Consider the following 25,699-nt stretch of genomic DNA (forward strand, 5'->3'; position numbering starts at 1 on the left):
TCACACTTTTTTCGATTTTGTTAAAGTTTAGTGGATTGCGGCAACAGGGGATCTCAATTCGGAATTGTGGCATAATGCCGTGTTTATCACACTTTTCGCAGGAATCTCTCCGTGTTAGTTACCAGCAACGTCACTATGCAGTTTGGCAGTAAGCCGCTGTTCGAAAACATTTCCGTCAAATTTGGCGGCGGCAACCGTTACGGCCTGATTGGTGCCAACGGTAGCGGTAAATCCACCTTTATGAAAATTCTCGGCGGTGACCTGGAGCCGACGCTCGGCAACGTATCGCTCGATCCTAATGAGCGCATCGGTAAGCTACGTCAGGATCAGTTCGCCTTCGAAGAATTCACTGTGCTCGACACGGTGATCATGGGACACGCGGAGCTGTGGGAAGTAAAACAAGAGCGCGACCGTATTTACGCGCTGGCCGAGATGAGCGAAGAAGACGGCTATAAAGTGGCCGAACTGGAAACGCAATACGGTGAGATGGACGGTTACTCTGCGGAAGCGCGTGCAGGGGAATTGCTGCTTGGCGTCGGCATTCCGGTAGAACAACACTACGGCCCGATGAGCGAAGTCGCGCCTGGCTGGAAACTGCGTGTGCTGCTGGCTCAGGCGCTGTTCTCCAACCCGGACATCCTGCTGCTCGATGAACCGACGAACAACCTGGACATCGACACCATCCGCTGGCTGGAACAGACGTTGAACGATCGCGACAGCACCATGATCATCATTTCGCACGACCGTCACTTCCTGAATATGGTGTGTACGCACATGGCGGATCTGGATTACGGTGAGCTGCGCGTTTATCCGGGCAACTACGATGAATACATGACGGCTGCAACCCAGGCGCGTGAACGTCTGCTGGCCGATAACGCCAAGAAGAAAGCGCAAATTGCTGACCTGCAGTCCTTCGTCAGCCGCTTTAGCGCTAACGCCTCTAAATCCCGTCAGGCGACCTCGCGTGCGCGCCAGATCGATAAAATTAAGCTGGAAGAAGTCAAAGCGTCCAGCCGTCAGAACCCATTCATTCGTTTCGAGCAGGATAAGAAACTGTTCCGTAACGCACTGGAAGTGGAAGCCCTTACTAAAGGTTTCGATGAAGGCCCGTTGTTCAAAAACTTCAATTTACTGCTGGAAGTGGGTGAGAAAATTGCCATTCTGGGTGCTAACGGCGTGGGTAAATCCACCATGCTCAAAACGCTGGTCGGCGAACTGCAGCCAGATAACGGTACGGTTAAATGGTCTGAAAACGCCCAGATTGGTTACTATGCACAGGACCACGAATACGAGTTCGAAAACGACCTGACCGTCTTTGACTGGATGAGCCAGTGGAAGCAGGAAGGCGACGACGAGCAGGCGGTGCGCAGTATTCTGGGGCGTCTGCTGTTCAGCCAGGACGACATCAAAAAGCCAGCTAAAGTGCTCTCCGGTGGTGAGAAGGGCCGTATGCTGTTCGGCAAGCTGATGATGGAAAAACCAAATATCCTGGTGATGGACGAACCAACCAACCACCTGGATATGGAATCTATCGAATCACTGAACATGGCGCTGGAGATGTATCAGGGCACTCTGATCTTCGTCTCTCACGACCGTGAGTTCGTCAGCTCGCTGGCGACCCGCGTGATTGAAATTACGCCAGAGCGCGTGGTGGACTTCACCGGAAACTACGAAGACTACCTGCGCAGTAAAGGTATCGACGGCTAAAAAAAGCCCGGTGGCGCTACGCTTACCGGGCCTACGTTCTATTCCCTCTCCCGGTGGGAGAGGGTTAGGGTGAGGGCATCAGGCTGCACTACACCACCCACTCACTCCCTTCAATACCATTCACCCGCAGCGTACGTTTTTCCCCCGCCGGTAATGACACCTTCAGCGCTTTCCACGCCGGACGATAGTCCCCTCGCGCATTGATCTTCAGGTTGACGGTTGCGGCGTCACACACCATTTCCCATTCCACCCACAGCGCATTGCCGTTCTGGTAACCCCAGCTTTCGCCGTCATCTTCAAACAGCAGACCAGTGCTGGTACCAACGCCTTTTACCGGGAACAGCTTCAGCTCGCGGGTGTCGTCTTTCTCAGCATTCACATGGCTGATGCGTTCACTGATCGGCAGACCGGCCCCGGCGCGCACCAACAGAGGGAGTTTTTCCAGCGGGGCGTCGAGGTCGATCCATTGTCCACCGGAGAACCACGCGTGGGTGTAAAAGTCATACCAGCCCGTTTCATTATCCGGCAGCCAGACGCGACGTTCGCGTTGACCGGCTTCGACCACGCTTGCGACCAGGATGTCGCGGCCCAGCAGGAACTCATCGCACTCTTCAAAGGTTTGCGCATCGTGTTCGTGGTCGAGGAACGTCGGGCGCAGCATCGGCTCGTCGTCAGCATGCGCCAGCCAGAGCAGAGTGTAGAGATACGGCAGCAGACGATAACGCAGCTCAATGGCGCTACGAATGGCTGGCGTGACGCCGGGATACATCCACGGCTCGTTAACGGTATGGTCGTCATTCCACGAGTGAATGGTAAAACGTGGATGCATCACGCCGTTTTGTACCCAGCGGACAAACAGTTCGGCATCCGGTTTATCGCCGGAGAAACCGCCCACGTCGTGACCGACGTTAAACAGCCCGGACAAACTCATCCCCAGGCCCATGCGAATATTAAAGCGTAGGGTGTCCCAGTTGGTGCGGTTATCGCCACTCCAGGTCTGAACGTAACGCTGCATCCCTGCACAGCCGGAACGAGAGATCAGATACGGACGTTTTTCCGGAGCAAAGCGCTGCTGCGCTTCCAGCGAAGCGCGCATCATCAAAAGCGGCATCACCGGGCGAATATGCTTGATGGCAATCTCTTTACCGAAACCATAACAGCGGGCTTCACCATCCCATACCTCATACTCGTTATTGTCGTTCCAGGTGGAGTCGATGCCCATTTCCAGCAGTTGCGTGGTCACGCCTTCCTGCCACCATTGCACCGTCTGCGGGTTGGTAAAATCGAGATGAGAACCTTCATCATCCCAGAAGCTGGAACGTTCGGGGGTATCGGTTTCTGAATCGCGAATGAACAGGCCGCTTTCCGCCACTTCGTTATAGCGCGGATGATCCTGCAGCAGGCACGGCTTGATGTTCGCGGCAAGTTTCAGCCCCGCGTCGTGGAATGCCTGGCTCATTACCTTTGGCTGCGGCACCTTGTCGTAGTTCCAGTTAAAGACGTAACGTTTGCCGTTGATCGAGGTATAGCCCGACGAGAGCTGGAACGAGTCGCATGGAATGGCGTGCTCTTCGCACAGGCGAATGAAGTTCATCAGTTGGTTCTGCGCGTCCGGTGCGTCGGTATAGTGCATGGTCGAGCCGCTGTATCCGAGGCTCCACTTCGGCCCGAACAACGTTTTCCCGGTCAGGCGTACAAACGCTTTGGTGACGTCCAGAACGCGTTTACCGGTGAAGATGTAGTAATCAATATCGCCCGCTTCCGCCTGCCAGCGGCGGTAGGCGGTGTGGTAGTTATCAATTTCGTTACCCAGATCCAGCCAGCAGCTGCTCAGGTTGTCGTAGAACAGACCATAGCTCACATCATCACGGCGGGCGATGGTGAACGGGATGTGCTTGTAGAGCGGGTCAGTGCTGGCCGCGTTATAACCCATTGCGTCGAGATTGCGCATCTCATAGCGCTTGCCGTTACGCTGTAAATCACCGGCTTTTTCACCCAGGCCGTAAAAGCGCTCGTCCTTACGACGGCTCAGGTAGTGGGCCACGCCATCGCCGTGGGCATTCAGCAGGTAAGCGCTGGTCGGACGGTCATTGACCAGCGGTTGCCATTCACCTGCGTCGTTACGGTAGTGCCATTCGAGCCACAGCGGCTGGTGTACGGTCACGCGAAGCTGTTCGGTTGCCACGGTTAACGTTTTATCCTGCTGCGTCAGCGTCCAGGCAGGACAAGTGAAACCGCTTAAATCATCGCGACGGCGACCTTCCCACGGCACGTCTTGCTCCGGGGCGATGCTCCAGGTGCGGTCCAGCGCCAGTTCGCCTTTGCGTTTGATCAGCACGCGGAACAGGTTCTCTTCCAGCACATACAGGCACAGGCGGTGCTGGTTATCGACCAGCAGTTCCAGATGGTTTGCCGACTGTGTATCAATGGTCCAGTTTTTCAGGGTTTTCATAATCACTACATCCACTATCAGGCGCGCTTGGCGCGACGTTCAGCAATAAATGCTACCAGGAAGACAGCGCCAATCAGGTCAAAGAAGCCCATGGCAATAAACAGTGGGTTAAAGCCGATTTTGTCGGCAGTCACACCAATCAAAAGTGAGAACAGGAAACTGGCGATCCATGCCGCCGAGCCACGCATGCCGTTGACGGTTGCCATCTGGCCCTTATCAAACGATTCCACCACCAGGGCGCTCAGCATGCAGGAGATGATCTGGTGCCCGAAGCCACCGATGGAGATCAGCACAATAGTGATATATGGGTCGCGGGTAATGGCGACGATGCCCAAAGAGATCATCAGGAACGCGCCCGTCACGGAGCTTGCGACCACCGAGTTAACGCGAGAGCAGCCGAACAGGCGGGTATACAGACGCGTCAGGTAACCACTCGCCACGCTGCCGAGATCCGCAGCGAGGAACGGTAACCAGGCAAACATCGCAATCTGCTTCAGGTCCATACCGTGCTCTTTGGCGAGGTACAGCGGTACCCAGAAACTCAGTACTGCCCAGGCAGGTTCTGCCATAAAGGCCGGGATGGCGATGCCGTAGAAACGTTTGTTCTTCGAGACGGTTTTCAGCGCGGTCAGGAAGGGCAGTTTCACCGCAGGCGGTTCGTTATCCTGCTTGATAAACGCCAGCTCTTCTTTGCTCAGGTTCGGGTGCTGTTCCGGGTTGTAGTAGAACGCCCACCAGAGGATCACCCACAGCAGCGCCAGCACGCCGGTAAACATAAACGCGCCCTGCCAGCCGAACGAGGCGTGCGCAAAGTAGATAATAGGCGGAGCCAGCATCGCGCCGATGGAGAAGCCCACACCCGCCCAGCCGGCGGCCACAGGACGCTCTGATTTCGGGAACCATTCGCCGATGGTTTTGGCGTTCGCCGGGGTAGCGGCGGCTTCTGAGGCCCCCATAAAGAAGCGCAGAATAGCCAGGTGCAGCCAGCTTCCGGCACCTGCATGGAAAATACACATCAGCGCCCAGATCCCGGCGCAGACCATAAAGCCAATCTTCAGGCCGATGACGTCAATCAACCAGCCGCACAGAGGCTGGAAAATGGTGTAGGCAATCTGGAATGCTCCCACGATCCAGGAGTATTGCTCGGTGGTGATCCCGAGGCTCTCTTTCAGTTCCGGGGCGAGGATCCCTAATGAGTTTCGGGTGATGTAGTTAACAGTGACGCCAAGTAAGAACAGCACCAGCACGTACCAGCGCAGGTTCTTGATGACGCGACGGGTTTTGCTTGCCGCAACAGTGTTATTGATGTCCTGACTCATTTTACTCTCCACAAGACGGACGGTAAGGGGACGGAGGTTCAGGTGTCACACAGTTTTTTATGGCTTTGATTTCTATCCGGTTATACTGCTTCAATTGGTATACAACTAGTATGGAAGTTGTGTGACAAGTTCACCTTAAGGGAGAAAATGAGTAGGCAATAGTGGATTTTGTGCAAAATTTCTCATAACTGACCTGAACCCTCTGGCATGATGGCTTTTATGTCAGTTATTGCCTGATAGATACGCTATGAAAATTTTTTCATTTCGCAAATGGAGCCAGATCACAAAATGGACAAAAGGCTAAAAATCACCGAAATCGCCGCCCGAACGCAGCTCTCAATCAGCACTGTATCGCGTGTGCTGGCGGGAAAAGCGAATACCAGCGAAAAAGCGCGTGCAAAGGTGCTGGCGTGCGCGCGAGAGCTGGGGGTGATGGACGGCATGGCGGCAGGGCGTCTGCTGCTTAACAGCCTGGTGGTTTTTGCCCCCCAACGGGCGTTTGACGAGCGGTCCGACATCTTTTACTACCGTGTGATCCAGAGTGTAGGTAAAGGACTGGCATCCCACGAAGTGCGGTTACGCTACTGTGCGCTGGAAGAGAACGACAGCGACGCGCAACTTTTTCTGGCACGGATGAACGAACCGGATACCCAGGCAGTCATTTTGCTCGGTATCGACGATCCGCATATCCACGATCTGGCGGTGGATGTGGGTAAACCCTGCATGCTGATTAACTGTCGTGACCGCCATATGCGTCTGCCAGCCGTCGCGCCGGATCATCGCGCCATTGGCGAGCGGGCGGCGGAATATCTGTTCGAGATGGGACACCGTGAGGTGATGAACGTGCTGTGTCTGCGACGCTACACCATGGAGCAGCGCCTGTCAGGGATCCGCGATGCGTGGCTGTCCCATAACCTGAAGTTCAGCGATAAACATGACCTGCTGGTGGTGCCCAGCTTCAGCGCACGCGAAACGGAACAGCTGGTCAGCAACTGGCTCGACGAAATGCAGGGGAAGGATTTACCTACCGCGTTTTTGGTGGGCGGCGACTTTATGGCGGCGGGCACCATCAGCGCGCTGCAAAACCACGGTCTTCGCGTGCCGCAGGACGTGTCGGTGATGAGTATCGACGGGTTTAATCTGGCGGCGATTCAGGATGTTCCTCTGACGGCCGTGCATGTCCCCCGTGATGAACTGGGAACGGAGGCGGTACATATGCTGCAGCAGCGGCTGATGCGCCCGGATGCGCCGGTAGGAACATTGCTGCTTAACGGCACGCTGACCGTGCGGGAATCGGTACGGCGGATACGTCAGGGAAAACGACGCACCGCCGTTGAGCGGGAAGGGCTATACGACAGTTAAACCATGCCCAGTGCACGCTTGCCGTGGATGTTGAGATCATTCACGGTAAAGCGGTCCTGCCAGCTTTTTTCATAATCTTCACGCGGGAAATCACCCGGCGACGCGCCGGTTTCCAGCGCTTGCTTGACCTTCTTCGCATAGGCGAGATTTTTCTCGCACATCGGCGCGGCAGGAATGTACATCACATTGCCCCAGCCCTGCTGATTTTCCACGGGTGCGACGGAGTGAATAACATCACAGTGCCACCATACGGAATCGCCTGCTTCCAGCGCCGGGATACTGGTTAACGCTTCGATTAACAGTGGGTGCCATTTTTCGGAAATCGGCAGTACACGCCCTGGTGCGACGCCGCACAGTTCGTCTTCCGGCACGTCATCCAGCAGCGGACGCAGCAGAATGTAAGCCATCGCTTCCGGGATCGGCACCACGTGCAGTAACCCCTGGCCCGGGATCATGTCCGACAGTGCCGTCCAGCCCTGGAAGGTGCGGAACACCGAACATTTGGTGGTGTTATCGACAGTGTACTCTTCCACTTCGGTGCGGTGCGCGGCGTTCCATGGATCATATTTATCGACGTTGCCGTCGAAGACACGGGCAAACACCTGCTGATAAGCCGGTAACAGCCAGCGCTCCAGCGCGCCGGAGTCGGTATGTGCGCCCAGTCCTTTTGAGGTGGTTCCCGGTGGACGACGACGAATACGATCCGGATAAATTACGCTCACGTCCGGGTCGAACCAGGTTTTACCGTTGCTCTCGAATGTCCATAAACGGTTCAGGAACGACTGCACCTGTGCCATCTCTTCACTCTGACGCGCCTGCATTTGTGCCTGCGACCAGTAGATCGGGTAAATTTCCGGGCGAGAGGCCGTTAAGGTGCCGAAGAAGTTATCGCCCGGGCCTTTATATACCTCGTCAAACTTGTTGAGATCGAGGTAGTCGAGCATCGACTGATCCCACGCCAGCGCTTGCTCGCGCGGGAAGTGGTTCTTAATGACTGCGCAGCCACGACGTTTAACGGCTTCGCGCTGTTCAGCACTGATCGTGCCGTTTTTTACATCGGCAAACGGGATCACCGGCCAGACGGTTTCGCCTTTGTTTTTCAGCGCGTTGATTTCCGCCACGCGGGTGGCAATTTTATCACTGAGCTTGTTGAACACCGCCTGCACGTCACCGATCTGCGCGCGTAACTCACGTTTTAACTGACGGATTGCCGCTTTGTGATCTGCTGGCAAAGTTTCACTGGTAAAGGTCATAACTGCCTCGCATCTTTCATTCGAAAGTAAAAATATCTACAAGTGATACTTTAAGTTAAAAATAAGTTAATGCAAGTTTAAAAACTTGACGTGTGCCACAGGATGGAAAAGAAGGGAAAAGCCGGAGCAAAGCCCCGGCGAGGAGAGGATTACGCGTCGAAAGGGGAATGCTCGTCGAGCACCGCCTGAATGACATTCAGTGCGCCCTGATGATTGTTATCGTCGGTGCTGTAGCGGCTGATCTCTTTGATGCTTTCTGCCGCGTTGCCCATCGCAAAGGAATATTTCACCAGTTTCAGCATTTCGGCATCGTTACCGCTGTCGCCAATAGCCACACACTCCTGCGGGGAGATCTTCCAGCGCTTCAACAGACGGCTAATGCCGTTGGCTTTGTGCAGGCCAGGGATAATCAAATCAACGAAACCAAAGCCGCTGGTGACGGGCTTCATGATGCCATCCAGCGACACATGCAGTTTGTCGATAAGATTCGGGATATCGCTGTCCGGCAGGTTCAGGGAGAACTTAAACAGCACGTCGTCGATTTCGTGGTAATCACTGATGCGTTTTAAACGGTGATAGTGTTTTGACATCAGTGCCACGAAGGCCTCCGGAGCCTGGTCGCTGACGTATGCACTTTCAAGGCCGCAGGCTACAAAATTCAGCCCTTTGTCTTTCAGCAGTTCGCCAATAACGATTTGCGATTCGTGACGCGTCAGCTCGCCATGGAAAATCTGCTCGCCGTGGTCGAACACCAGTGCGCCGTTTTCGGCCACAAAGGAGATCTGATCTTTCAGCTCCGGAAAGAAGGAGATGAGCTGGTAATACTGGTTGCCGCTGGCGACAACGAATTCAATATCTCGGGCTTTAAGCTGTTCAAACTGCGCCTGGAAGCGGTCACGATCGTACTGCTTGGCATCATTAAGGAAAGTTCCGTCCATATCGGTGACGATAACTTTTACGGTCATACATTGCGCTCCTGGATCACTGCGTTTGAAACATTCTAATAACAAGGTGACGGAGAGCACAAATTTAATTTCGAATGAAAGTAAAAAGCCGGGTGGTGGCTACGCCTTACCCGGCCTACGGGGAGACAATGTAGGCCCGGTAAGCGCAGCGCCACCGGGCGTTTTTTTACAGCGTATGTTCAGTTCGCGCAATAATATCGTCCTGCGCATCCGGCGACAGGGCGGTAAAGAACGCCGAGTAGCCTGCCACGCGTACGACCAGGTCACGATACTGGTCAGGATGTTTCTTCGCTTCCAGCAGCGTTTCACGCGAGACGATGTTGTACTGAATATGCCAGCCTTTATGCACCTCAAAGAAGGTGCGCAGCAGCACCATCAGCTTCTGGCGATCGCTGTCGTTTTCCAGCGTCGACGGGTTCAGCTTCTGGTTTAACAGCACGCCACCGAGAATCGCTTCCGTCGGCAGTTTACCCACGGAGCCGATCACCGCCGTCGGGCCAAGGTGGTCCGTACCGGAGGCCGGGCTTGCCCCTTCCGCCAGCGGGGTGTGCGCCTTACGTCCGTCCGGGGTCGCCATCGTTGCCGCACCAAACGGCACGTTTGCGGAGATGGACGACGTACCTGCGTAATAATTACCACCAATCGGGCCGCGACCATAGCGCGGGTTGTGGTACTGCTTCAGCTCTTCAATGTAGGTCTGATAGGCACGCGTCAGCAGCATGTCCACGCTGTCGTCGTCGTTGCCGTACTTCGGCGCACCGTTGATGAGACGCTGTCGCAGCTGCTCGTGGGTCAGCCCGTCGAAATCATCTGCCAGGGCGGCGGCAAGCTGCTGCTGACCAATCGTACCCTGCTCGAAGACCAGTTTCTTCACCGCCGCCAGGCTGTTGCCGAGGTTGGCGATCCCCACCTGCAGACCCGAAACCCAGTCGTATTTCGCGCCGCCTTGCTTGATGCTTTTCGCGCGCTCGATGCAGTCGTCCACCAGAGCCGAGCAGAGAATGTCGTGAACATTTTCTTCCAGCATCGTATCCACCACATACTCAATCTCAATAGATTTACGGGTGTAGTAGCGGATCTGGCTATCCCAGGCCGCCATCACTTCTTCGAAGTTATCGAAATTACCGGCAGAGAGCGCCTTCTCCTGCGGCAGGAAGACTTTGCCGCTGGTGGCATCGCGCCCGCCTTCCAGCGCGGCGAGCATCACGCGGGCAAAGTTAATGAAACTCATGCCGGTGCAGCGATAACCCCACTTGCCGCCCACCGCGGTTTCGATACAGCCGATTGCCGCATAGTCATACGCATCGTCTTTTTCCACGCCGAGCTTGATGAATTCCGGGATCACGATTTCATCGTTATTAAACGCGGGCATACCGAAGCCGCAGCGGATCACTTGTACGCAAGCGTCGAGGAAGTCGTTGCTCATACCCGCGTGGTAACGCACGCTCAGGTTTGGCTGGGTCGAGCGCAGACGACCGCAGGATTCCAGAATGGCGTAGGAGAGCGGGTTCACGGCATCCATTGGCTCGCCGTTCACCAGTTTCTGACCACCGATAGTGACGTTCTGGTACAGCGGGCTGCCGGCAGAGGCTTTAGAGTGCGAGCCGGAGCGGATCTTGTTCACTTCCAGCAATTTCAGCCAGCAGCTGTGGAGCAGTTCGATGGCGTGTTCGCGGTCAAGGCTCTGGCCCAGCTCCACGTCGCGACGGTAGTAAGGATAGAGATACTGGTCCATACGCGCGAAGGAGACGGAGTGACCGTTGGATTCAATCTGCAGGATCAGCTGAATGAAGTAGCACAACTGCAGCGCCTGCCAGAAGGTTTTTGGCGGCTCGTGAGCAATCACGTCACAGTTTTCCGCCATCGCCAGCAGTTCGTCGCGGCGGCTTTCGCGGGTTTCAGTCGCGGCCATTTCACGCGCCAGATTGGCAAAGCGCGTAATGTGCTGGCTTACCGCTTCCAGCACGATATCAATCGCCTTCAGGAACTGGTCACCGTGCAGGTCTTCCAGCACCGTCAGGTTGATACGCGAGCGGCGCTCAGCCACTTTGGCACGCAGACCATCAAGACCTTTCTCCAGTACCAGCGGGAAGTTAACAGCCAGGTGTGCATCACCTGACGTCATGTTGCCTTCCGCCTTGATAATGCCCGTTTCCAGCAAACCTTTTTGCTCGTCGGTGAACATACCGTAGCAGCGATCCTGCACCGTCTGGCCGCGCCACCACGGGCAGATCTCATGCAGCACGCGTTTGTTCTCTTCGCTTACCGCAAAGCCCGCGCCCGGGCGGTCTGCCAAATCGTCGATCTCTTTTTCAATCCAGGAGACGGTATATTCCGGGAAGATCGGCGCGGCGCGCACTTCGCTTGCCTGATTACCGATGATCAGCTCATCGTGTTTGATCCAGATGGTACGTTCAGCCAGGTGATGTGCCAGCGCCAGGGCGCGACGCACCGGGATCGGTTTGTCCATATGCTGCTGGTACATCTCGGTGTAATGCTGTGCGCGCTCGGTACAGACCGGCGGCTTCACAATATGCACCAGGGCCATTTTATGCGCTTTAATGCGCTCGCTGAGGGTGTTGAGATTCAGGGTGGTCATAAGTTTATCCTCGTAAGGTCGCGGTTAACCCTTTCTGGCAGGCGTACTGCTGCGCGAAGTCCAGCAGGGCAGGGTTATCCAGCGGTTTGTCAGGGGCAGAGTAAGGTTGGCCGAGCAGGGTGTATTTGTTCATGCCCAGCGTGTGATACGGCAGGAAATGGATATCATCGACACCGAGTTCGTCGGCGGCGAAGTTGGTAATGGCGGTAATAGAGGCTTCATCGGCGTTGAAGCCCTGAATTAGCGGCACACGAATGGTCATTTTTTTCCCGGCAGCCGCGAGGCGCTTCAGGTTATCCAGGATCCGTTTGGCTGACCCATCCGTCCATTGTTTGAATACCTCGCTATCCACATGCTTAAGGTCGGCGAGGAACAGATCGACATACGGTAATGACGGCTCGATATAGTGCCACGGCACGTGAAGGCAGGTTTCAACGGCGGTGTGGATACCCTGTTCGTGGCTGGCCTTAAACAGGGCATGCGCCAGTTGCGGGTTCATAAATGGCTCGCCGCCGGAGAGGGTGATCCCGCCGCCGCTGCGATCATAAAATGGTTTATCGCGCAGCACGGTTGCCATAATGTCTGCGACCTGCTTTTCTTCACCACACACGGTTAGAGCCTGTGTAGGGCAACAGTCGGTGAGGGCATTAAGCGTCTCTTCACTCAGCTTCTCGCGGTGGATGACCAGGCCATTCAGCGCACGTTCGATACAACCCGGGGCCGCCTGTTGACACAGATCGCAGCCGTCCAGACACAGGCGCGCATCAAACAGCACATCCCGGGTGCGGGCGCGGCTTTCCGGGTTCTGGCACCAGCGACAGCCCAGCGAGCAGCCTTTCAGGAACACCACGGTACGAATACCGGGGCCATCGTGGGTGGAGTAACGCTGAATATTGAAGATCATGTTTTCGCCTCTCGTATTGCATATGAAGATTAAATTACTTTCGAATGAAAGTTATCTTGATGCAGGTCAACTACTGAGCAGGTTTTGCTGTGATAGGGTAAGTGCAGGCTAATTTTGAGGGTTACATCATGGAACTTTATCTCGACACATCTGACGTTGCGGCAGTCAAAAAACTGGCGCGTATCTTCCCACTGGCGGGCGTGACCACGAATCCAAGTATTGTTGCGGCGGGTAAAACGCCGCTGGATGTTTTGCTCCCGGAACTGCATGACGCACTGGGTGGGAAGGGGCGTCTGTTTGCACAAGTCATGGCAACGACCGCAGACGGGATGGTTGAGGATGCACGTAAGCTACGTGCCATTATTAATGATCTGGTCGTGAAAGTACCGGTGACGGCGGAAGGGCTGGCGGCAATCAAAATGCTGAAAGCGGAAGGGATCCCGACGCTGGGTACGGCGGTGTACGGCGCTGCGCAGGGGATGCTGTCCGCACTGGCGGGGGCTGAATATGTGGCCCCTTACGTTAACCGCGTGGATGCGCAGGGCGGGGACGGGATCCAGACGGTTGTGGAATTACAGCAGTTGCTGACGCTGCACGCACCGCAGTCAAAGGTGCTGGCCGCGAGCTTTAAAACGCCGCGTCAGGCGCTGGACTGTCTGCTGGCAGGCTGCGAGTCCATCACGCTGCCGCTGGATGTGGCGCAGCAGTTTATTACGTCTCCGGCCGTGGATGCGGCGATTGTGAAGTTTGAGCAGGACTGGCAGGGGGCGTTTGGCCGGACGTCTATCTGATTCTGTTGCCGGGTGGCGCTTACGCTTACCCGGCCTATGTTTTATTTGCTACAAACCTCACACCCCGGATTGCGCATCAGCTTCATCTCGCGAAACTGACAGGTCATCGCATCATACATCACGATTTTCCCTGCCGCAGGCGTGCCGTAGTGCGTCAGCACTTTGATCGCTTCCATTGCCTGCAATGACCCGATAACACCAACTAACGGTGCCATCACACCCGCTTCGACGCAGGTTAGCGCGTTCTCGCCAAACAAACGGCTCAGGCAACGGTAGCAGGGTTCCCCTTCCGCGTAGGTGAAGACGCTGATTTGCCCCTCCATGCGGATCGCCGCGCCGGAAACCAGAGGGGTTTTATGGGCAAAACAGCCCGCGTTTAGCTGGTTACGGACGGCGACGTTATCAGTGCAGTCCAGCACGAGGTCGTGCCGGGCAATCTGCGCGGAGAGCGCGTCGTCATCCAGCATGGCGTCAATTAGGGTAAACTGAACGTGGGGGTTGATGCGCGCCAGCGCCGTGCGGGCAGATTCCACTTTTGACTGGTCAATTGTCGCATCGCTGTGCAGCGTCTGGCGCTGCAGGTTGGACACCGATACGGTATCGAAATCCAGAAGCGTCATCCTGCCCACGCCTGCCGCCGCAAGATATTGCGCAGCGGCGCAGCCCAGACCGCCAAGACCGACGACCAGCACACTGGCCGCCTTGAGCGCTTCCTGGCCCTCGAAATCAAAACCACGCAGTACAATCTGGCGGTTGTAGCGCATCATCTCCTGGTCGGTCAGTTCCACCGTCATCTTAGCCTCCGAACAGGTGGTTAAAGCTCTCAACCTCAACCCATTCACCGGCTTCCACATTGCCACGTTCGCGTTCCAGCACGACAAAGCAGTTGCCCTGACTGAAGGAACTGAAGATATGCGAACCCTGGTGTCCGGTGGTGCTCACTTCCAGTTCGCCATCCGCGTTGCGCGCCAGAATACCGCGCTGGAAATCGAGACGACCCGGTGATTTTTTCAGGCGCGTGGCGGCACGTACGCGCTGGCGTACCGGTAGCGGGCTGGCGTGGTTGCCTGAAAGTTTTGCCAGCAGCGGGATCACCAACTGGTAGAAAGTCAGTGCGGCAGAGACCGGGTTACCCGGCAGGCCGCAGAACCAGCTGTGCTTGAGCTTGCCAAACGCGAACGGTTTGCCCGGTTTGATAGCCAGTTTCCAGAAGGCGATTTCACCCAGCTCTTCAAGAATGGTTTTGGTGTAATCCGCTTCGCCCACGGAGACGCCGCCGGAGCTGATGACCACATCAGCGGATTTGTCCGCCTCGATAAACGCCGCACGCAGTTTTTCCGGGTCATCAGGAATGATACCGAGGTTAATCACCTCGCAGCCCAGTTGCTCAAGCATCAGGTGTACCGCCAGACGGTTGGTGTCATAAATCTGGCCGTCCTGCAGCGGCTGGCCCGGAAGCTGCAGCTCGTCACCAGTGGAGAATACAGCGACGCGCACCTTGCGAACGACGTCGATTTCCGCGATGCCGAGTGATGCCAGTATGGGCAGCTCGCCCACGGTCAATTTCTGCCCCGCAGCAAAGACTGTCGCGCCGAGTGTGATGTCTTCCCCTGTGCGGCGGATGTTCTGACCCGCTTTAACGCCAGCGGTAAAGCGCACACCGTCGTCCGTCTGTTCAGTCTCTTCCTGCATCACTACCGCCTCGCAGCCTGCCGGAACAGGTGCTCCGGTCATGATGCGTACGCAGGTGCCCGCAGGCCATTCACCGCTAAACGGCTGACCCGCAAAGGCTTTACCCGCCACTGGCAGAGCCTGACCTGTCTGAATATCCGCCAGGCGCACCGCGTAACCGTCCATCGCGGAGTTATCGAACCCCGGCACGTTAAGCGGAGAGACGATATCGCGAGCGGCAATACGGCCAAAACAGCGCACGAGGGGCAGCGTCTCAACGTCATGCAGCGGGGAAAGTCGGTCAAGCATCTGCGTGAGTGCCGTCTCAAGCGGCATCAGTCCGGCGGTAAAATCCATGGTGGGCTCCAGCACAGTAACAACGAAAGCGCTCATTATGGCAGAAAAGTGCGGCTAACTGTATGACCCGATGGGTGTACGCTTTACATCACAGTTACGTCTTTCTATATTCAAAAATCATCTGAAGTTTCATCGACGATAATGATATTTATAGAAAAAGCCGCAAATCAGGCTAACGGGTGATGCGAATGGGTAATGCGGTAATCGCAATTCATGGCGGCGCCGGGGCAATCACCCGTGCACAACTCAGCCCTGAACAGGAAAAGCGTTATATTGACGCGCTGTACTCCATTGTGGAAACGGGCCAGAAAATGCTGGAAGCGGGCGAAAGCGCGCTGGATGTGGTCACCGAGGCGGTTCGTCTGCTGGAAGAGTGCCCGTTATTTAACGCGGGGATCGGTTCAGTCTTTACCCGGGATGAAACGCACGAACTGGATGCCTGCGTGATGGACGGTATTACCCTGAAAGCAGGGGCCGTGGCAGGTGTCAGCCATCTACGGAACCCGGTGCTGGCGGCGCGTCTGGTCATGGAAGAGAGTCCGCATGTGCTGCTGACGGGCGCAGGAGCGGAAAAATTTGCCCGTGAACACGGAATGGAATCTGTTTCTCCTGACCTGTTTTCAACGCCGGAGCGTTATCAGCAACTGCTGGAAGCCCGTTCGGCGGGCATGACGCAGCTTGACCATACTGCACCGCTCGATGAAACCACCAAAATGGGCACGGTCGGCGCGGTGGCACTCGATAAAGCCGGGAACCTCGCGGCAGCCACCTCCACGGGTGGGATGACCAACAAATTGCCTGGACGTGTCGGAGACAGTCCATTGCCCGGTGCCGGCTGCTATGCCAATAACGCGACGGCGGCCGTGTCGTGCACGGGAACCGGAGAAGTGTTTATTCGCGCGCTTGCAGCCTATGACATCACCGCGCTGATGGATTACGGTGGTTTGAGTCTGGCTGAGGCCTGCGAGCGGGTAGTCATGGAAAAACTGCCTGCGCTCGGCGGCGTCGGTGGGCTCATTGCGGTGGATCATGAGGGGAATGTGGCATTGCCGTTCAACAGCGAAGGCATGTACCGCGCATGGGGATATGCCGGTGATGAACCCAGTACCGGGATCTATCGTGAATAAGGGGGCAACACGTGCCGCACAGTGAAGAGCTGGACAACCGCGAAGTGCTGGCTGTCCATCAACTGAATATTGCGTTTCAGGAAGAGCGGCAGTTCATCCCCGCAGTACAGAATTTATCGTTCTCGCTCAGGCGCGGCGAAACGCTGGCGATTGTCGGTGAATCCGGTTCCGGAAAATCGGTCACCGCGCTGGCATTGATGCGCCTGCTGGAACAGACAGGTGGGCAAATCAGCAGCGAGAAAATGCTCCTGCGCCGTCGCAACCGCCAGGTGATAGATTTAAACACGCTGAGCGCCGCCCAGATGCAGGGCGTGCGCGGGGCAGATATTGCGATGATCTTTCAGGAGCCGATGACCTCCCTGAACCCGGTCTTCCCGGTCGGGGAGCAGATTGCCGAATCCATCCGGTTACATCAGGGGTTGAGCGGCGATGAAGCACTCAAAGAAGCCAGACGGATGCTGGAACTGGTGCGCATTCCGGAGGCGAAAGCCATTCTGGCACGTTATCCGCATCAACTTTCAGGCGGCATGCGCCAGAGGGTGATGATTGCGATGGCGCTCTCCTGTCGCCCGGCAGTGCTGATCGCCGATGAACCGACCACGGCACTGGACGTGACGATCCAGGCGCAGATCCTGCAGCTCATCAAGGTACTGCAGCAGGAGATGGAAATGGGGGTGATTTTCATCACCCACGATATGGGCGTGGTCGCCGATATTGCCGATCGCGTTCTGGTGATGCACAAGGGCAACGCGGTGGAAACCGGTACGGTTGAGCAAATCTTCCACGCGCCCGTTCACCCTTACACCAAAGCGCTGCTGGCGGCGGTTCCGCGTCTTGGGGCCATGAACGGCAGTGATTTACCGCGCCGCTTCCCGTTGATTTCCCCTGAAGCGACAGGGCCGGAAGTGGAGGAACGCGAGCAGGACACAGTGGTGCCAGGCAAACCTATTCTGGAGGTGCGCAATCTGGTCACCCGTTTTCCGCTGCGCAGCGGCATTCTTAATCGCGTGAAGCGCGAAGTGCATGCGGTGGAAAACGTCAGTTTTGATTTATGGCCAGGCGAAACGCTGGCGCTGGTGGGAGAGTCCGGTTGCGGGAAATCCACTACCGGGCGCGCGTTGCTCCGGCTGGTGGAATCTCAGGAAGGTAGCATTACCTTTAACGGCGAACGCATTGATACGTTGCCAGACAGTAAGCTGCAGACGATAAGGCGGGACATCCAGTTTATATTCCAGGATCCGTATGCCTCCCTCGATCCACGTCATACGGTGGGGTACTCGATTATGGAGCCGCTGCGCGTACATAACCTGCTCGATGGCGACGCGGCACAGCGTCGCGTGGCCTGGCTGCTGGAGCGCGTCGGTCTGAAGCCGGAACATGCCTGGCGTTATCCGCACGAGTTTTCCGGCGGTCAGCGGCAACGTATTTGTATTGCCCGTGCGCTGGCGTTAAACCCAAAAGTGGTGATTGCCGATGAGTCCGTCTCGGCGCTGGATGTCTCTATCCGTGCGCAAATCATCAATTTATTGCTCGATTTACAGCGAGATATGGGCATCGCTTTCCTGTTTATCTCACACGATATGGCGGTGGTCGAACGCATCAGCCATCGCGTGGCGGTGATGTTGATGGGGCAAATCGTGGAGATTGGTCCGCGAAGGGCGGTGTTCGAGAACCCACAACATCCGTACACGCGCAAGCTCATTGCTGCTGTACCGGTTGCCGATCCGGCGCATCGTCACGGCCAGCGTGTGCTGCTGCAGGATGAAATGCCGGGCAATATTCGTAAACGCGGCGAGGCCGTAGAGCGAGTCACGCTGCGTGAAGTCGGTCCGGGCCATTTTGTGGCCCCCCCGCGTCAGGACAACGCCTTTTCGCGGCTATAACTTTCAACAGGCAGGAGAACACAATGGTTAAATTTGTCGCGCGTAGATGGGTGTTAGCTGCGAGCGTGACGGCAGCCCTGGCTGCTGGCCCCGCGTTCGCTGCCAAAGATGTGGTGGTGGCCGTCGGCTCCAATTTCACCACGCTTGATCCGTATGATGCCAACGACACGCTCTCTCAGGCGGTGGCGAAATCGTTCTATCAGGGTCTCTTTGGTCTGGATAAAGAGATGAAGCTCAAAAACGTTCTGGCTGAAGGGTACACCGTATCCGACGACGGGCTGGTGTATACCATTACGCTCAGAACCGGCGTGAAATTCCAGGATGGTACAGATTTCAATGCGGAGGCGGTAAAGGTTAACCTCGACCGCGCCAGTAATCCGGAAAATAGCCTCAAGCGCTACAACCTGTATAAAAACATCGCCAGCACCGAGGTGGTCAACCCGACAACGGTAAAAATCACCCTGAAAGAGCCGTTCTCTGCGTTTATCAACATCCTGGCGCATCCGGCGACGGTAATGATTTCCCCTGCCGCACTGAAAAAATACGGTAAAGAGATCGGCTTCCATCCGGTAGGGACCGGCCCGTACGAACTGCTCACCTGGAACCAGACCGATTTTGTGAAGGTGAAAAAATTCGCTGGATACTGGCAGCAGGGGTTGCCGAAGCTGGACACCATTACCTGGCGCCCGGTGGTGGACAACAACACCCGCGCGGCGATGCTGCAAACCGGCGAGGCGCAGTTTGCTTTCCCGATCCCGTATGAGCAGGCCGCCATTTTGCAGAAAAACAGTAAGCTGGAGCTGGTGGCCAGCCCGTCCATCATGCAGCGCTACATCAGTATGAACGTAACGCAAAAGCCGTTCGATAACCCGAAGGTACGTGAGGCCATCAACTATGCCATTAACCGTCAGGCGCTGGTGAAAGTCGCTTTTTCCGGCTATGCCATTCCGGCGACCGGCGTGCTGCCACCGGCTATCGCGTATGCGCAAAGCTATCAGCCGTGGCCGTACGATCCGGCCAAAGCGCGCGAGCTGCTGAAAGAGGCGGGTTTCCCGAATGGGTTTAGCACCACGCTGTGGTCGTCGCACAACCACAGTACCGCACAGAAGGTGCTGCAGTTCACCCAGCAGCAACTGGCACAGGTCGGGATTAAGGTGCAGGTTACCGCGATGGATGCCGGACAGCGTGCGGCTGAAGTGGAAGGTAAAGGGCAAAAAGAGAGCGGCGTGCGGATGTTCTACACCGGCTGGACGGCCTCGACCGGTGAAGCCGACTGGGCGTTATCACCGTTGTTCGCTTCGCAGAACTGGCCGCCAACCCTGTTCAATACCGCGTTCTACAGTAACCCGCAGGTGGACAAAGACCTGGCCGATGCACTGAAAACCACCAAACCAGATGAGAAAGCGCGTCTCTACAAAGACGCTCAGGATATTATCTGGACAGAGTCACCGTGGGTGCCGCTGGTGGTCGAGAAACTGGTGTCAGCCCATAACAAAGCGTTGACCGGTTTCTACATCATGCCGGACACCGGCTTTAGCTTTGACGATGCGGATATAAAATAACACTCATGCTGAATTATGTTTGTAAACGCTTGCTGGGGCTTATCCCGACGCTGCTGATTGTGGCGGTGCTGGTGTTTTTGTTTGTCCATATGCTGCCGGGCGATCCGGCGCGTCTGGTTGCGGGGCCTGAAGCGGATGCCACCGTCATTGACCTGGTGCGTAAACAGTTGGGTCTCGACCAGCCTATGTATATGCAGTTTCTTCATTATATCTGCAACGTTCTGCAGGGCGACTTTGGCACCTCGATGGTGTCGCGCCGCCCGGTGTCGGAAGAGATTGCCAGCCGTTTTATGCCAACATTCTGGTTAACGATTGCCAGTATGAGCTGGGCGGTACTGTTTGGGCTGGGTGCCGGAATTGTCGCGGCCGTCTGGCGCAACCGCTGGCCGGATAAGCTCGGTATGGCGCTGGCCGTGACCGGTATCTCTTTCCCTGCGTTCGCGCTGGGGATGCTGTTGATGCAGATCTTCTCGGTCGAACTGGGCTGGTTACCAACCGTCGGAGCGGATACCTGGCAGCACTATATTCTGCCCTCAATGACGCTGGGGGCTGCTGTTGCGGCGGTGATGGCCCGCTTTACTCGCGCCTCGTTCGTAGACGTGCTTAGCGAAGATTATATCCGCACCGCGCGGGCGAAAGGGGTGAGCGAGAAGTGGGTCGTTCTCAAGCACGGGTTCCGCAATGCGATGATCCCGGTGGTGACGATGATGGGGCTACAGTTTGGCTTCCTGTTGGGCGGTTCTATTGTGGTGGAAAAGGTCTTCAACTGGCCGGGGCTGGGACGCCTTCTTGTCGATTCGGTCGAGATGCGAGACTACCCGGTGATTCAGGCGGAGGTCCTGCTTTTTTCGCTGGAGTTTATTCTTATCAACTTAGTGGTGGACGTGCTCTACGCCGCCATTAACCCGGCCATCAGGTATAAGTGAGATGCGATTGTTGAACTGGCGACGTCAGGCCGTTTTAAACGCTATGCCGGGGCTCAAACCGGATCATATCCGCACGCCATGGTCTGAATTCTGGCGACGTTTTCGCCGTCAGCCGGTTGCCATGACCGCGGGGTTATTTGTGCTGCTGCTCATTGTCCTGGCGATCGTTGCGCCGTGGATAGCGCCCTTTGATGCGGAAAACTATTTTGATTACGACCGGCTGAACGACGGTCCCTCCATGTTGCACTGGTTTGGGGTGGATTCGCTGGGGCGTGATATCTTTAGCCGCGTGCTGGTTGGAGCGCAGATCTCGCTCGCCGCCGGGGTCTTCGCGGTGCTGATTGGCGCAGCGACAGGGACGGTGCTGGGGCTTATCGCCGGATATTACGAAGGCTGGTGGGATCGCATCATTATGCGTATCTGCGATGTGTTGTTTGCCTTCCCAGGTATTCTGCTGGCGATTGCGGTGGTGGCGATCATGGGCAGTGGCATGGCGAACGTGATCGTTGCGGTTGCGGTCTTCTCCATTCCGGCGTTTGCCCGCCTGGTGCGCGGCAACACGCTGGTGCTGAAACGGCAGACGTTTATTGAGTCGGCGCGCAGCATGGGAGCCAGCGACGCCACGATCCTGTTTAGCCACATTCTGCCGGGGACGGTGTCGTCGATCGTGGTCTATTTCACCATGCGTATTGGCGTGTCGATTATCTCGGCGGCCAGCCTGTCGTTTCTGGGATTAGGGGCGCAGCCACCGACGCCGGAGTGGGGCGCGATGCTGAATGAGGCGAGAGCAGACATGGTGATCGCGCCGCACGTGGCGATCTTCCCGAGTCTGGCGATTTTTCTGACCGTGCTGGCGTTTAACCTGCTGGGTGATGGTCTGCGTGATGCGCTGGATCCGAGGATTAAGGGATAGCGCAGAGGAATGTGCCGGGTGGCGGCTACGCCTTACCCGGCTTACAACAAAGGAGTGGGGAGATTAAACCCGGCTACCCCACAGGTCATACTCGTCGGCGTTTTCAACTTTCACGCGAATAATATCACCCGGTTTAACGTTGGTTTCACCGTTCAGGTATACCGCACCGTCGATTTCAGGGGCATCCGCCATGCTGCGACCAATGGCGCCTTCTTCATCAACTTCGTCAACGATGACCATAATCTCGCGGCCCACTTTTTCCTGCAGACGTTCAGCAGAGATCTGCTGTTGCAGCTGCATGAAGCGGTTCCAGCGCTCTTCTTTTACCTCTTCCGGCACCTGATCCGCCAGCTCATTGGCGGTTGCGCCTTCTACCGGGCTGTACTTGAAGCAACCTACGCGGTCCAGACGCGCTTCTTTCAGGAAGTCGAGCAGCATCTGGAAGTCTTCTTCGGTTTCACCCGGGAAGCCGACGATAAAGGTGGAACGCAGGGTCAGTTCCGGGCAGATTTCACGCCACTGCTTGATGCGTGCCAGCTGGCGATCAACAGAGCCAGGACGTTTCATCAGCTTCAGAATGCGCGGGCTGGCGTGCTGCAGTGGGATATCCAGATACGGCAGAATTTTGCCTTCCGCCATCAGCGGGATCACGTCATCAACGTGCGGGTAAGGGTAGACGTAATGCAGACGTGTCCAGATACCCAGTTTAGAAAGTTGTTCACACAGGCCCACCATGCTGGTTTTCACTGGTTCACCGTTGTGGAAACCGGAGCGGTGCTTGACATCCACACCGTAGGCAGAAGTATCCTGGGAGATGACCAGCAACTCCTTCACGCCCGCGTCAGCCAGACGTTTCGCTTCCGCCAGCACTTCACCAATTGGACGGCTTACCAGATCGCCACGCATGGACGGGATGATGCAGAAGGTGCAGCGGTGGTTGCAGCCTTCAGAAATTTTCAGGTACGCGTAGTGGCGTGGGGTCAGCTTCACACCCTGTTCTGGCACCAGGCTCAGGAACGGGTTGTGCTTTGGTTTTGGCACGTAGTGATGAACATGTTCCAGCACCTGCTCGTAGCTGTGCGGGCCGGTGATCTCAAGCACTTTCGGGTGCACTTCGCGGATCTGATCCTCTTTCGCGCCCAGGCAGCCGGTCACAATCACTTTGCCGTTTTCAGTCAGGGCTTCACCGATGGCTTCCAGTGACTCCTGAACCGCGCTGTCGATAAACCCGCAGGTATTAACGATCACCATATCGGCGTTGTCGTAGCTTGGCACCACGTCATAGCCCTCGGTGCGCAGTTCGGTCAGGATACGTTCGGAATCCACCAGGTTTTTCGGGCAGCCCAGGGAGACAAAGCCGATTTTCGGCTGGCGCGTAACATTGCTCATAGGTTAAAAATTCATCAATTATGGAGTTATCAGGGCGGGATTTTACAGCGTATCGCGGGGGATTTATACACTCTTTGCAAGGCTGATGCGGTTGGCGGGTGTTGTAACATTGTAAATGATGTTAATCAGTTATGTTTTATTGATCTGAGGCATTAAACTGTACAAAAAATAACCTTATTCTGAATGTGCAAAATGGCTGACAGAGGAGGAAAGAGAATGTCCGTTGACAGACTGAAACGCGATCTGCTGAACAAGCTGATCAACGCCCGAATCGACCTGGCCGCGTACCTGCAGTTGAGGAAGGCAAAAGGGTATATGTCAGTCAGCGAAAGCGAACATCTGCGTGATAATCTGTTTGAACTATGTAATTTCATGCGTGAAAAAGCACCGACCCTGAAAGCGGAATACTGCGAAAGTGAGCTGATAGCGCTCCGTCGCGCCGCTGAGGTGCTCTCCATTGCAGGGGTGTGCCTGATGAACGGACGCCACGACTGCCCGAATTTTATCGCTGTTAACGCGGAGAAGCTTGAAAACTGCCTGACAACGCTCTCTCTTTGCATCATGTGTCTGAACGAGCACGAGAAGCTCGAACAGTACTGAATCGGGGGGAGGCAACTCCCCCTTCTGATTAAGCTTTTGTAAAAGTGATAACGTGCCTGGGCGTTATGGCTAACCTTTAAGCCATATGCCGATAAAGGAGCGCGTTATGCCTCGAACCACGCTCATTTTCCTGCCCGCGTTGTTATTATCATTTTCTCTTCTTGCCGCACCGGTCGCGGTCAACGTCGAGGTGTTGCAAAACAGACTCGATCACCCCTGGTCTCTGGCGTTTCTGCCGGATAATAAAGGGCTGCTGGTGACCCTCAGGGGAGGTCAACTCAAACACTGGCAGGCCGGGACCGGGCTTTCCGCTCCGATTGTCGGCGTGCCGAAGGTATGGGCGAACGGTCAGGGAGGATTGCTGGACGTGGCTCTCGCCCCGGATTTTGAAAAGTCGCGCCGCGTCTGGCTAAGCTTCGCCGAAGCCGGGGAGGACGGCAAAGCCGGAACGTCGGTGGGCTATGGTCGCCTGAGCGACGATCTTTCAAGTATTGACGGTTTCCAGGTGGTGTTCCGCCAGATGCCGAAACTCTCTACCGGTAACCATTTTGGTGGGCGACTGGTGTTCGATGGTAAAGGTTATCTCTTTATTGGGCTCGGCGAGAACAACCAGCGACCGACGGCGCAGGAACTGGATAAACTGCAGGGCAAAGTGGTGCGCCTGACGGAAGACGGTAAAGTGCCTGCGGATAACCCGTTCGTGAACACCTCTGGCGCACGGCCTGAAATCTGGTCCTACGGCATTCGTAACCCGCAGGGGATGGCGATGAATCCCTGGAGCGACACGCTGTGGCTTAACGAGCATGGTCCGCGCGGCGGAGATGAAATCAATATCCCGGAGAGAGGGAAAAACTACGGTTGGCCGCTGGCGACGCACGGTATCAACTACAGTGGCCTGAAAATCCCGGAAGCTAAAGGTGAGCACGTTGAGGGAACCGAAAAACCGCTGTTTGTCTGGAAAGTCTCACCCGCCGTGAGCGGTATGGCGTTCTACAACAGCGACGTCTTTCCGCAGTGGAAAAACAAACTGTTTATCGGCGCACTGAAGGAAAAGGACGTTATTGTGCTGAGCGTGAGCGGCAATAAAGTAACGGAAGACGGGCGGATTTTGGGCGACCGGGATCAGCGTATCCGTGATGTGAGGGTGGGACCGGATGGGGCTCTGTATGTCCTGACCGATGAGACGGACGGGCAACTACTGAGAGTCAGCCCGTCCGGAACGTAATCAGGTTACCGGGATCATCACGACGTTACGGTATGCCGGACGATCGCTAAGCTGTTTTAACCAGCGCTCAAGGTGAGGGCGCGGCGTCCACTTCAGGCCCATGTTGGTCAGGTTCCAGACGAACGGCGCGACGGCAATATCGCCTGTGCCAAATGCGTCACCGGAGAACCATTTGTGCTTCGCCAGTTCGTCATCCATCATGGCAAACAGGTTTTCACAGGCATCCTGTGCGGCATGGATGGCGGGATAGTCACGTTCGGCTTCTGGTGTTCTGATCAGTCCCATCAGGATCACGCGATGGGTTGGCGAAAGCGTCTGATTCGCCCAGTCCATCCACTTTTCACCCTGAGCACGACGAGCCGGGTTTTCTACCCACAGACGGCCCTGGCCGTACTGGGCCGCAAGGTAACGCACAATCGTGTTGGACTCCCAAAGCGTCGCGTCTGTTTCATCATCGCGCAGCAGCGGCACCAGGCCGTTCGGGTTCATGGCCAGATAGTCGGCCTCTTTGTTCACACCAAACGACAACCCAGCCATGATTTGATTGAACGGTAAATCCAGCTCCTCCAGTGTCCAGAGCACTTTCTTAACATTGGTCGAATTGTTCCTGCCCCACAGCGTAATCATATTTACTCCCGATGAGATGTGAATCCGAGTCAGCTTTTTGCCATGGTGAGATAAACCTAACAATTAC

19 protein-coding genes and 1 pseudogene are annotated in these 25,699 nt (G+C 56.1%); 10 read left to right on the plus strand and 10 right to left on the minus strand.

Translation table 11 applies throughout. The features are described 5' to 3' along the window. The first annotated feature begins 111 nt into the window (after positions 1–111). Positions 112–1,707, plus strand: coding sequence for an ABC-F family ATPase (locus HED65_RS10040; protein WP_032656351.1), 1,596 nt, complete (start codon positions 112–114; stop codon positions 1,705–1,707). Positions 1,708–1,795: 88 nt separating this feature from the next. On the opposite strand, the gene HED65_RS10045 is transcribed toward HED65_RS10040, so the two are convergent. Continuing rightward, positions 1,796–4,159 (minus strand): glycoside hydrolase family 31 protein, encoded by a 2,364-nt coding sequence (locus HED65_RS10045; protein ID WP_147279795.1) that lies wholly within the window; start codon positions 4,157–4,159, stop codon positions 1,796–1,798. Positions 4,160–4,176: 17 nt separating this feature from the next. Continuing rightward, positions 4,177–5,478 carry an MFS transporter gene (locus HED65_RS10050; RefSeq protein WP_114978459.1) on the minus strand — a complete coding sequence of 434 codons (1,302 nt, stop codon included), beginning with the start codon at positions 5,476–5,478 and terminating at the stop codon, positions 4,177–4,179. Between the two features lie 288 nt (positions 5,479–5,766). On the opposite strand from HED65_RS10050, the gene HED65_RS10055 reads away from it, so the two are divergent. Next, complete coding sequence (locus tag HED65_RS10055; protein WP_114978460.1) at positions 5,767–6,840, plus strand: LacI family DNA-binding transcriptional regulator; 1,074 nt, start codon at positions 5,767–5,769, stop codon at positions 6,838–6,840. On the opposite strand, the gene HED65_RS10060 is transcribed toward HED65_RS10055, so the two are convergent. From HED65_RS10060 to HED65_RS10075, 4 genes are all read right to left on the minus strand, one after another. Then, entirely contained in the window at positions 6,837–8,093 is a 1,257-nt protein-coding gene (locus HED65_RS10060) for a DUF1479 domain-containing protein (RefSeq protein WP_114978461.1), read from the minus strand. The genes HED65_RS10055 and HED65_RS10060 overlap by 4 nt on opposite strands. Before the next feature lie 149 nt (positions 8,094–8,242). Continuing rightward, positions 8,243–9,058, minus strand: a complete 816-nt coding sequence (locus HED65_RS10065; RefSeq protein ID WP_114978462.1) for a Cof-type HAD-IIB family hydrolase — start codon at positions 9,056–9,058, stop codon at positions 8,243–8,245. Between the two features lie 166 nt (positions 9,059–9,224). Continuing rightward, positions 9,225–11,657, minus strand: a complete 2,433-nt coding sequence (locus HED65_RS10070; RefSeq protein WP_114978463.1) for a formate C-acetyltransferase/glycerol dehydratase family glycyl radical enzyme — start codon at positions 11,655–11,657, stop codon at positions 9,225–9,227. Between the two features lie 4 nt (positions 11,658–11,661). Further along, positions 11,662–12,561 carry a glycyl-radical enzyme activating protein gene (locus HED65_RS10075; RefSeq protein ID WP_114978464.1) on the minus strand — a complete coding sequence of 300 codons (900 nt, stop codon included), beginning with the start codon at positions 12,559–12,561 and terminating at the stop codon, positions 11,662–11,664. Between the two features lie 128 nt (positions 12,562–12,689). On the opposite strand from HED65_RS10075, the gene fsa reads away from it, so the two are divergent. Then, positions 12,690–13,352 carry a fructose-6-phosphate aldolase gene (gene fsa / locus HED65_RS10080; RefSeq protein WP_114978465.1) on the plus strand — a complete coding sequence of 221 codons (663 nt, stop codon included), beginning with the start codon at positions 12,690–12,692 and terminating at the stop codon, positions 13,350–13,352. Positions 13,353–13,393: 41 nt separating this feature from the next. Here fsa and moeB read toward each other — a convergent pair whose 3' ends face one another. Both moeB and moeA read right to left on the minus strand, forming a co-directional pair. Continuing rightward, positions 13,394–14,146, minus strand: a complete 753-nt coding sequence (gene moeB / locus HED65_RS10085; protein WP_114978466.1) for a molybdopterin-synthase adenylyltransferase MoeB — start codon at positions 14,144–14,146, stop codon at positions 13,394–13,396. 1 nt (position 14,147) lies between these two features. After that, positions 14,148–15,380, minus strand: a complete 1,233-nt coding sequence (gene moeA, locus HED65_RS10090) for a molybdopterin molybdotransferase MoeA (protein WP_114978467.1) — start codon at positions 15,378–15,380, stop codon at positions 14,148–14,150. A gap of 188 nt (positions 15,381–15,568) precedes the next feature. Between moeA and iaaA the strand changes: the two are divergent. From iaaA to gsiD, 5 genes and pseudogenes are all read left to right on the plus strand, one after another. Continuing rightward, a pseudogene (gene iaaA / locus HED65_RS10095) lies at positions 15,569–16,532 on the plus strand (beta-aspartyl-peptidase). After that, on the plus strand, positions 16,519–18,390 hold the full coding sequence (gene gsiA / locus HED65_RS10100; protein ID WP_114978469.1) for a glutathione ABC transporter ATP-binding protein GsiA: 1,872 nt from the start codon (positions 16,519–16,521) through the stop codon (positions 18,388–18,390). The pseudogene iaaA and the gene gsiA overlap by 14 nt, the downstream one beginning before the upstream one ends. Before the next feature lie 23 nt (positions 18,391–18,413). Further along, positions 18,414–19,952, plus strand: coding sequence for a glutathione ABC transporter substrate-binding protein GsiB (gene gsiB / locus HED65_RS10105; protein ID WP_114978470.1), 1,539 nt, complete (start codon positions 18,414–18,416; stop codon positions 19,950–19,952). Between the two features lie 5 nt (positions 19,953–19,957). Beyond that, positions 19,958–20,878, plus strand: a complete 921-nt coding sequence (gsiC, locus tag HED65_RS10110) for a glutathione ABC transporter permease GsiC (RefSeq protein WP_114978471.1) — start codon at positions 19,958–19,960, stop codon at positions 20,876–20,878. A gap of 1 nt (position 20,879) precedes the next feature. After that, complete coding sequence (gsiD, locus tag HED65_RS10115; protein WP_114978472.1) at positions 20,880–21,791, plus strand: glutathione ABC transporter permease GsiD; 912 nt, start codon at positions 20,880–20,882, stop codon at positions 21,789–21,791. Between the two features lie 63 nt (positions 21,792–21,854). Here the strand turns inward: gsiD and rimO are convergent, their stop codons facing one another. Next, positions 21,855–23,180, minus strand: coding sequence for a 30S ribosomal protein S12 methylthiotransferase RimO (rimO, locus tag HED65_RS10120; protein ID WP_114978473.1), 1,326 nt, complete (start codon positions 23,178–23,180; stop codon positions 21,855–21,857). Positions 23,181–23,396: 216 nt separating this feature from the next. Here rimO and bssR point away from each other — a divergent pair, with 216 nt between their 5' ends. Beyond that, positions 23,397–23,780 carry a biofilm formation regulator BssR gene (gene bssR / locus HED65_RS10125; RefSeq protein ID WP_114978474.1) on the plus strand — a complete coding sequence of 128 codons (384 nt, stop codon included), beginning with the start codon at positions 23,397–23,399 and terminating at the stop codon, positions 23,778–23,780. Positions 23,781–23,886: 106 nt separating this feature from the next. Next, complete coding sequence (locus HED65_RS10130) at positions 23,887–25,005, plus strand: PQQ-dependent sugar dehydrogenase (protein ID WP_114978475.1); 1,119 nt, start codon at positions 23,887–23,889, stop codon at positions 25,003–25,005. Here the strand turns inward: HED65_RS10130 and HED65_RS10135 are convergent, their stop codons facing one another. After that, positions 25,006–25,632: a glutathione S-transferase family protein gene (locus HED65_RS10135; protein ID WP_028019335.1), complete on the minus strand. Its 627-nt coding sequence runs from the start codon at positions 25,630–25,632 to the stop codon at positions 25,006–25,008. Between the last annotated feature and the right edge of the window lie 67 nt (positions 25,633–25,699).

The organism is Pantoea sp. LS15 (assembly GCF_012241585.1).
Classification (GTDB): Bacteria; Pseudomonadota; Gammaproteobacteria; order Enterobacterales; family Enterobacteriaceae; genus Enterobacter.

Excerpts from the sequence above, each read along its gene's own strand:
- HED65_RS10055 (WP_114978460.1), top strand. The coding sequence starts at position 5,767 with ATGGACAAAAGGCTAAAAATCACCGAAATCGCCGCCCGAACGCAGCTC.
- gsiC (WP_114978471.1), top strand. The coding sequence starts at position 19,958 with ATGCTGAATTATGTTTGTAAACGCTTGCTGGGGCTTATCCCGACGCTG.
- fsa (WP_114978465.1), top strand. The coding sequence starts at position 12,690 with ATGGAACTTTATCTCGACACATCTGACGTTGCGGCAGTCAAAAAACTG.
- HED65_RS10050 (WP_114978459.1), bottom strand. The coding sequence starts at position 5,478 with ATGAGTCAGGACATCAATAACACTGTTGCGGCAAGCAAAACCCGTCGC.
- HED65_RS10135 (WP_028019335.1), bottom strand. The coding sequence starts at position 25,632 with ATGATTACGCTGTGGGGCAGGAACAATTCGACCAATGTTAAGAAAGTG.
- moeB (WP_114978466.1), bottom strand. The coding sequence starts at position 14,146 with ATGACGGTGGAACTGACCGACCAGGAGATGATGCGCTACAACCGCCAG.
- moeA (WP_114978467.1), bottom strand. The coding sequence starts at position 15,380 with ATGGATTTTACCGCCGGACTGATGCCGCTTGAGACGGCACTCACGCAG.
- rimO (WP_114978473.1), bottom strand. The coding sequence starts at position 23,180 with ATGAGCAATGTTACGCGCCAGCCGAAAATCGGCTTTGTCTCCCTGGGC.
- bssR (WP_114978474.1), top strand. The coding sequence starts at position 23,397 with ATGTCCGTTGACAGACTGAAACGCGATCTGCTGAACAAGCTGATCAAC.
- HED65_RS10075 (WP_114978464.1), bottom strand. The coding sequence starts at position 12,561 with ATGATCTTCAATATTCAGCGTTACTCCACCCACGATGGCCCCGGTATT.
- HED65_RS10130 (WP_114978475.1), top strand. The coding sequence starts at position 23,887 with ATGCCTCGAACCACGCTCATTTTCCTGCCCGCGTTGTTATTATCATTT.
- gsiB (WP_114978470.1), top strand. The coding sequence starts at position 18,414 with ATGGTTAAATTTGTCGCGCGTAGATGGGTGTTAGCTGCGAGCGTGACG.
- HED65_RS10065 (WP_114978462.1), bottom strand. The coding sequence starts at position 9,058 with ATGACCGTAAAAGTTATCGTCACCGATATGGACGGAACTTTCCTTAAT.
- HED65_RS10070 (WP_114978463.1), bottom strand. The coding sequence starts at position 11,657 with ATGACCACCCTGAATCTCAACACCCTCAGCGAGCGCATTAAAGCGCAT.
- HED65_RS10045 (WP_147279795.1), bottom strand. The coding sequence starts at position 4,159 with ATGAAAACCCTGAAAAACTGGACCATTGATACACAGTCGGCAAACCAT.
- gsiD (WP_114978472.1), top strand. The coding sequence starts at position 20,880 with ATGCGATTGTTGAACTGGCGACGTCAGGCCGTTTTAAACGCTATGCCG.
- HED65_RS10060 (WP_114978461.1), bottom strand. The coding sequence starts at position 8,093 with ATGACCTTTACCAGTGAAACTTTGCCAGCAGATCACAAAGCGGCAATC.